Raw genomic sequence first — 247 nt, 5'->3', positions numbered from 1 at the left:
GTCGAGGCTCCATCCGCGCTGTCCTCGCAGCTTCTTCGCGAGCGTGCTCTGGTCGATCCCCACGCGAGCCCCGAATGCGGTCTGAGTGAGCTGCTGGTCCCACATCAGCATGTGGACACGCCGACCGACCTCCGCGTCCATCTGACGCTTGGCGATGCGGACTCGATCCTTCTGCTTCGTCTCCATGTAGACGAGTATCGCCCAAATCCGTCAAATCCGCAATCAAGTTGGCGGAAACGCGTGATTA

General features: G+C 60.3%; 1 pseudogene. It reads right to left on the bottom strand.

Going from position 1 to position 247, the window contains the following annotated elements:
- Positions 1–186: pseudogene (locus KVT36_RS31915) on the bottom strand (hypothetical protein); the annotation flags it as partial.
- Positions 187–247: the final 61 nt, after the last annotated feature.

This window comes from Chitinophaga sp. GbtcB8, from assembly GCF_019091455.1.
GTDB lineage: Bacteria > Bacteroidota > Bacteroidia > Chitinophagales > Chitinophagaceae > Chitinophaga.
The sequence above is the reverse complement of the archived record's forward strand: the minus strand, read 5'-3'. Positions and strand labels throughout refer to the sequence as shown.